Origin of the sequence: Hydrogenophaga intermedia (assembly GCF_023715105.1) — a bacterium.
Taxonomy (GTDB): domain Bacteria; phylum Pseudomonadota; class Gammaproteobacteria; order Burkholderiales; family Burkholderiaceae_C; genus Hydrogenophaga; species Hydrogenophaga intermedia_A.
In genome coordinates, this window is sequence record NZ_JAMBNO010000014.1 from 145,620 (window position 1) to 152,603 (window position 6,984).

The 6,984-nt window shown below is 64.9% G+C and carries 5 protein-coding genes and 1 pseudogene; 4 read left to right on the forward strand and 2 right to left on the reverse strand.

Going from position 1 to position 6,984, the window contains the following annotated elements; genetic code table 11:
* Nucleotides 1-5: 5 nt before the first annotated feature.
* Nucleotides 6-1,571 carry a threonine ammonia-lyase, biosynthetic gene (gene ilvA, locus M3149_RS14830; protein ID WP_251710321.1) on the reverse strand — a complete coding sequence of 522 codons (1,566 nt, stop codon included), beginning with the start codon at nucleotides 1,569-1,571 and terminating at the stop codon, nucleotides 6-8.
* A 248-nt stretch (nucleotides 1,572-1,819) separates the two neighbouring features.
* Here ilvA and M3149_RS14835 point away from each other — a divergent pair, with 248 nt between their 5' ends.
* Nucleotides 1,820-2,269: an OsmC family protein gene (locus tag M3149_RS14835; RefSeq protein ID WP_251710322.1), complete on the forward strand. Its 450-nt coding sequence runs from the start codon at nucleotides 1,820-1,822 to the stop codon at nucleotides 2,267-2,269.
* Between the two features lie 32 nt (nucleotides 2,270-2,301).
* On the opposite strand, the gene coq7 is transcribed toward M3149_RS14835, so the two are convergent.
* Nucleotides 2,302-2,970 carry a 2-polyprenyl-3-methyl-6-methoxy-1,4-benzoquinone monooxygenase gene (coq7, locus tag M3149_RS14840; RefSeq protein WP_251710323.1) on the reverse strand — a complete coding sequence of 223 codons (669 nt, stop codon included), beginning with the start codon at nucleotides 2,968-2,970 and terminating at the stop codon, nucleotides 2,302-2,304.
* A 302-nt stretch (nucleotides 2,971-3,272) separates the two neighbouring features.
* Between coq7 and M3149_RS14845 the strand changes: the two genes are divergently transcribed.
* The 3 genes and pseudogenes from M3149_RS14845 to M3149_RS14855 all read left to right on the forward strand — a co-directional run bounded on the left by M3149_RS14845 (nucleotide 3,273) and on the right by M3149_RS14855 (nucleotide 6,813).
* Entirely contained in the window at nucleotides 3,273-4,289 is a 1,017-nt protein-coding gene (locus tag M3149_RS14845) for a porin (protein WP_251710324.1), read from the forward strand.
* A 338-nt stretch (nucleotides 4,290-4,627) separates the two neighbouring features.
* Nucleotides 4,628-5,763, forward strand: a protein-coding gene (locus M3149_RS14850) for an IS3 family transposase (protein ID WP_435370750.1) whose coding sequence is annotated in 2 segments (ribosomal slippage) — nucleotides 4,628-4,883 and nucleotides 4,883-5,763 — 1,137 coding nt in all. Because the reading frame shifts where the segments join, the coding sequence is not laid out codon by codon here.
* Between the two features lie 57 nt (nucleotides 5,764-5,820).
* Nucleotides 5,821-6,813, forward strand: a pseudogene (locus M3149_RS14855) (porin).
* The last annotated feature ends 171 nt before the right edge of the window (nucleotides 6,814-6,984 follow it).

The window sequence follows — 6,984 nt, forward strand, 5'->3', positions numbered from 1 at the left end:
CGGCCTCAGCGGCGCAGGAACAGCCGGTAGGCGGGGTTGTCGGTCTCTTCCACGAACGGGTAGCCCAGCGCGTCGAGAAACTTCGCAAACGCCTTGTCGTCCTTGGCCGGTACCTGCATGCCCACCAGGATGCGGCCGTAGTCCGCGCCCTGATTGCGGTAGTGAAACAGGCTGATGTTCCAGCCCGGGCGCATCAGGCTCAGGAACTTCAGCAGGGCGCCGGGCCGCTCGGGGAACACGAACCGCAACAGGCGTTCGTCGTGCACCAGCGGGGACTGGCCGCCCACCAGGTGGCGCAGGTGTTCCTTGGCCAGCTCGTCGTTGGTGAGGTCCAGCGTCTCGAAGCCGTGGCGGATGAGCTGGTGTGCAATTTTCGCGGACTCACCCTTGCCCGACGTCGTCAGGCCCACGAACACGTGCGCCTGCGCGCTGTCGTGCATGCGGTAGTTGAACTCGGTCACGTTGCGCGCCGCGCCCGGCAGGTTGCCGATCACCTCGCAGAAGCGGCGAAAGCTGCCGCGCTCTTCGGGCATGGTCACCGCGAACAACGCCTCGCGCTCCTCGCCCACCTCGGCGCGCTCGGCCACGAAGCGCAGGCGGTCGAAGTTCATGTTCGCGCCGCAAAGGATGGCGGCGTAGGTCTGTCCCTTGGTCTTGTGCGTGGCCACGTACTGCTTCATCGCCGCCACCGCCATCGCGCCCGAGGGTTCCACGATGCTGCGCGTGTCCACGAAGATGTCCTTGATGGCGGCGCACACCGCGTCGGTGTCGACGGCGATGAACTCGTCGACCAGCTCGCGCGCGATGCGGAAGGTCTCCTCGCCCACCAGCTTGACGGCGGTGCCGTCGGCAAACAGGCCGACGTCGGGCAGGGTCACGCGCTCGCGCTCGGTCACCGAGCGCATCATGGCGTCGGAGTCGGTCATCTGCACGCCGATGACCTTGACCTCCGGGCGCACCGCCTTGATGTAGTTGGCTACGCCCGAGATGAGCCCGCCGCCGCCGATGGCGACGAACACCGCGTCGAGGCGGTCCGAGCCCAGGCGCTGCAGCTGGCGCAGGATTTCCATGGCGATGGTGCCCTGGCCGGCGATCACGTCCGGGTCGTCGAACGGGTGCACGAAGGTCAGGCCCTGCTTCTTCTGCAGCGCGACCGCGTGGGTGTAGGCGTCGGAATAGCTGTCACCGTGCAACACCACCTCGCCGCCAAAGCCCTTGACGGCATCGATCTTCACCTGCGGTGTGGTCACCGGCATCACGATGACGGCGCGGATGCCGAGCTTCTTCGCGCTCAACGCCACGCCCTGAGCGTGGTTGCCTGCCGACGCGCAGATCACGCCCTTGGCCAGTTGCTCCGGGCTGAGGTGCGCGATCTTGTTGTACGCGCCGCGCAGCTTGAAGCTGAAGACGGGCTGCTGGTCCTCGCGCTTGAGCAGCACCGTGTTGTGCAGCCGCCGCGACAGCGCTCGCGCGGGTTCCAGATCGGATTCCACGGCCACGTCGTACACCCGCGCCGTGAGGATCTTCTTCAGGTAGTCGGCCGGCGTGAGGTTCGTCTGGGGCGAGGTCATCGGCCGATCATATCGACGGCGAAAAACCGGCCGTGTGCCCCGGTGCCCGCCGGCAGGGCAAAAAAAAAAAACCCGGACCGGCGGAACCGGTCCGGGTTGGAATCCACCCGTGGAGGGTAGAGGAGACAACCTTCAATACAATGGTGGCAGTATATCGCCGGCATGCTGCAACGCAACAAGCTTGGTGATCCTGCCCTCATTTTTAGAGCGCCGCCTCCACAAGTCGCGCGTCTCTGCACGGAGATTCCATGGAATGCACCGTCACCTGGACCGGCGCCAGCGGCACCCGATCGGCCATGGGTTTCGTAGCCGAAACCGGCAGTGGGCACGTGCTCACCATGGACGGCGCCGTGGATGAGGCCAAGCCGGAAAACGGTGGCGCCAACCTGGCACCACGCCCCATGGAAACCGTGCTGGCCGGCACGGGTGGCTGCACCGCCTACGACGTGGTGCTGATCTTGAAGCGCGGCCGACACGACGTGCGCGGCTGCTCGGTCAAGCTCACCAGCGAGCGCGCCGCCACCGACCCGAAGGTCTTCACGAAGATCCACATGCATTTCACCGTGACGGGCAAGGGCGTGCCCGCCGCCGCGGTGGAGCGGGCCATCGCCATGAGCCACGACAAGTACTGCTCGGCGACCATCATGCTGGCCAAGACGGCCGAGATCACCACCAGCTTCGAGTTGCACGAGGCCTGAGGCACCGCTGCGCGCCAGCCGCGCGCCCCCGCTCAGATGCGGTGCGCCACCGTGGTCATGACCTTGGCCATCGCCCGCATGGCGCCCCGCACCGGCGCCGGCAACTCCACCGCGCCCGCCTGCACCGCGTCACGCGCATGCCGGGCCTCGTCGTCCTTCATCTGCGCGACGATGGCGCGCGAGGCGTGGTCGTGCAGGGGCAGGCGATCCATGTGCGAGGCCAGGTGCGCCTCGACCTGGTGCTCGGTTTCCACCACGAACCCCAGGCTCGGGCCACGCCCGAGTGCCCCTGCCGCCAGGCCCAGGCCAAAGGCGGCCGCGTACCAGAGCGGGTTGAGCAGGGAAGGGCGCGCGCCCAGATCGTCCAGCCGCGCGCGGGTCCAGGCGAGGTGATCGGTCTCTTCGCGGCCAGCGCGCTCCAGGCGGCGGGCCAGGGCCTCGTCGGGCTGGCGCCCGCCCGGCCCGGGCCAGCGGGCAGCCAGCGCCTGCGCGGTGTACAGGGCCTGCGCACACACCTCGCCCACGTGGTTCACCCGCATCAATGCACCGGCAAGGTGCTTGTCCTCAGCGCTCAATGCACCGTCATCGTGATGTTCGGGCACGGTCGGGCAGGCCTGGCTGGCGTGCGGCTTCACGAAAAGGGTACGCAGCGCCGCGTCGGCGGCATGAAACAAGGCATCGGCGGTGGATGTGACGGGCATATGAGGGCGGGGTGGCGACGGGGTGGCGATGGGGTCAACCGGGACCCCGATGGTGCCATTTCTGTGCACCACCTTGCGCTTTCGATGGTCAAATTTCGGCCCCAAAAAGAATACCTAAGTACCAAGGGTTAACGGAAATCGTCGCGTTGTTGCAACAACCCGAGCGTCCATGCACCACCTGGGTTCGGCAAACGTGGCGTGGGGTGTGGCTTTCTGTTGCAATGCCTGCAGCTTCCCGCAACGGAGGTCGGCTTGGGGGCCCAGACCCTCGGCCAGTCAACTCAACCTTGGAGAACTCCTCAATGAAAAAGACCCTGATCGCTCTGGCCGCCGTCGCGGCCTCCAGCGCAGCACTGGCCCAGTCGTCGGTGACCCTGTTCGGTATCATGGACGTGAACGTTCGCAACGTGAGCCAGAAGGTGGGCGGCGTGAAGGATGCGGCCAACTCGCTCACCACGATGAGCCAGGACGGTGCCGCTTCGAGCCGCCTCGGATTCCGTGGCGTGGAAGATCTGGGTGGCGGCATGAGCGCCGGCTTCTGGCTGGAGGGTGGCCTGAACCCTGATACCGGTACCTCGGGTGGCCTGAACTTCCTGCGCCGCAGCACCGTGAGCCTGATGGGTGGCTTCGGTGAAGTGCGCCTGGGCCGTGACTACACCCCGACCTTCTTTAACCACTTCGTGTACGACCCGTTCGGCTTCATCGGCGTGGGCTCGTCGACCTCGATGTACGGTTCTACCTCCGTCGGCGCTGACATGGCCACGCTGGTTCGCTCGAACAACTCGATCCAGTACTTCTCGCCCAACATGAGCGGCTTCCAAGCCCAGATCATGTACGGCTTCAAGGAAGTGTCCGCCAACTCGAGCGCCAGCGACTACGCTGGTCTGCGCCTGACCTATGGCGCCGGCCCGCTGTCGGTGGCTTTCGCCACGGCCTCTGAAGGCGTCAATACCGCCACCGAAGATGTGAGCCGTAGCAACATCGGTGCGTCGTACGACCTCGGCTTCATGAAGCCCATGTTCCAGTACACCACCTCCAAAGAGAAGGTCAGCGACACCAAGGCCACGAACCTGCTGATCGGTCTGACCGCGCCCATGGGCCCCGGCCTGATCAAGGCTTCGTATGTCCGCACCGAAGCTGAAGCTGGTGGCGTCGGCACCGACGGCAGCCAGTTCGCCGTTGGTTACGAGTACGGCCTGAGCAAGCGCACCGCTCTGTACGGTAACCTGGCCACGCTCAAGGCCGACGCCGGCCTGATCAGCAACGCCGCTGAACTCAAGCGTCGCTCGATCGAAGTGGGCGTGCGCCACGCCTTCTGATGCCCGGCGGGCTTGACCCGCAGGCCTCTGAAAGCCAAAAGCCACCGCGAAAGCGGTGGCTTTTTTCATGGGTGCGTTCGATTCATAGTGGCCTGACTCTTGCTTGGGAGGTCACCAGGGTGTTGCGTTGCAGCAGGGCAACACTCCGAGGGTTGGCGATGCAGAAAACTAAGGGGTAACCCTGACCTTCGTCTACGCCTCGCCTAACATCACACCAGTTTCAGTTTTCTGAAATCTCCGCTTTCCCCACTACTTCGAAGGAAGATCTGACCTGCCCCCCACCAGCCGTACCAGTCTGAAGTTAGTGAAGTCCGTCAACCACCAGGAGAATGACGGACATGAAGAAGAGCAGATTCAGCGAGGAACAGATCATCGGGTTCCTGCGGCAGGCCGAGGCCGGCATGCCGATCAAGGAGCTGTGCCGCAACGGTGGCTTCAGCGATGCCACCTTCTACAAGTGGCGCGCCAAGTTCGGCGGCATGCAGGTCTCTGAAGCCCAGCGCCTGCGCGAGCTCGAGTCCGAGAACGCCAAGCTCAAGCGGCTGCTGGCAGAAGCGCACCTGGACATGCACGCGCTCAAGAGCGTTCTGGGGGTAAAGCGCTAGCCCCACAGGCCCGGCGCGAGGCGGTGACGCGGATGGTGAGCGAGCACCATTTGTCCGAACGCCGTGCGTGCCGGCTTGTGGGGCTCTCCCGCGACAGCTACCGCCATCCACCACAGGCCGACCAGGCCACGCTGGATCTGCACGAGAAGATCGTGGAGATCGCACACGTGCGTCGGCGCTTTGGCTATCGGCGCATCCATGACCTGCTGCGCCCGCAGTTTCCCGGCGTCAATCACAAGCGCGTGTACCGCCTGTACCGGCAAGCCAACCTGGCCGTGCGCCGGCGCAAGAAGAGCAAGCGACCCGTCAACGAGCGCATGCCGCTGCAGCTGGCGCGCACAGTCAACGAGGTGTGGAGCATGGACTTTGTGAGCGACAGCCTCTCGGGCGGGCGGCGCTTGAAGTACCTCACGGTGGCCGATGACTTCAGCCACGAGAGCGTGGACATCGTGGTGGACTTCGGCATCTCGGGTGAGTACGTCACGCGCGTGCTGGACCGCGCTGCCCTGTTTCGCGGGTATCCGCAGGTGGTTCGCACCGACAACGGGCCGGAGTTCACCAGCCGGGCGTTCATGGCCTGGGCGCAGGCACACGGCATCCGCCACATCCTGATCCAGCCTGGGCGACCCATGCAGAACGGCTACATCGAGAGCTTCAATGGCAAGTTCCGCGACGAGCACTTGAACGAGTGCTGGTTCCAGACCTTGCACCAGGCCAGGCTGGCCGCGGCCGCTTGGCGCACGGACTACAACGAGGTCAGGCCACACAGCAGCCTGGGGCGCATGCCACCGGCTCGCTTTGCCGAGCTGCATCGCCAGCGCGCTGGCGATGCAGCTCAACTCCCATCAACCCCCAACACCATCGATTAACCTTCGCCCCGGACTTCCACTTCTGATTGGTACGTCTACAGGGGGCAGGTCAGATCCATGAAGAAGTCTCTGATTGCCCTGGCCATTCTTGGCTCGTTTGCTGGCGTCGCCAGCGCCCAGTCGTCGGTGTCGATCTACGGCATCGTCGACGTCTGGGCCGGTCGTGAAAAGATCAACGTGGCACCTGGCACCAGCGCCAACTCGGTGCTGCAAAGCGGTGGTTTGTCGACCAGCCGTCTGGGTTTCAAGGGAACCGAAGACCTCGGCGGTGGCCTGTCTGCTGTGTTCGGCCTGGAAGCCGCGCTGAACATCGACGTTGGTCAAAGCACCGCCGGCGGTGGCCTGCAGTTCAATCGCCAGTCCTAGCTGGGGTTCTCGGGTGGTTTCGGTGAAGTCATCGCCGGCAAGGTCTGGACCGCCTACGACGACATCGAAGCCGCGGCGCACCAACTGGCCGGTGCCAGCGACTTTGCCGTCGAGTACGCCGTGATGGATTCTGGCAACAACTACTCTGCCAACCCGAACAACGGCTTCAAGTACACCTCGCCCGACTTCGGCGGCTTCAGCGGCGCCGTGTCGTACTCGCTCGACGAGAACACCGCCACCAAGAGCAACGTGACGGCCTTCCACGTCAAGTACGCCAACGGCCCGATCTACGCCGGCGTGGCCTACCAGGACGAAGGTGATACCGCCGACATCAAGTACACCCGCATCAACGGTTCGTACGACTTCGGCGTGGCCCAACTGCTGCTCACCTACGGCCGCGTGAAAGAGGCTGCCGGCTCGGCCAACGAGTACAGCATCGGCGTGAACTTCCCGGTGAGCCCGGCGCTGACCGTGTCGGCCGCCTACGCGATTCACAACCCCAACAACGGCTACAGCACCAACCCCGACGGCGAGCGCAAGGGCTTCGGCGTTGGCGCCACCTACGCCCTGTCCAAGCGCACCACCGCGTACGCTGCTTACACCACCGCCAACACGGACGATGCCGCCGGCGCCCGCACCGCCGAGACCCGTCTGTTCGGTGTTGGCGTTCGCCACGCCTTCTGATCGTTCTCCGGAACGCTCCACGTGAAAAAACCGCCCGGGAAACCCTAGCCGTTCGACTAAGGAGTTGACGGTCTAGGCCTTCAGCCAGGTTGATTCAAAGCCCCGTCCTGCTCTTGCAGGGCGGGGCTTTCTTCTTTCTGGGGGACCACCTGGGCGCGGGGCTGGAAGTAC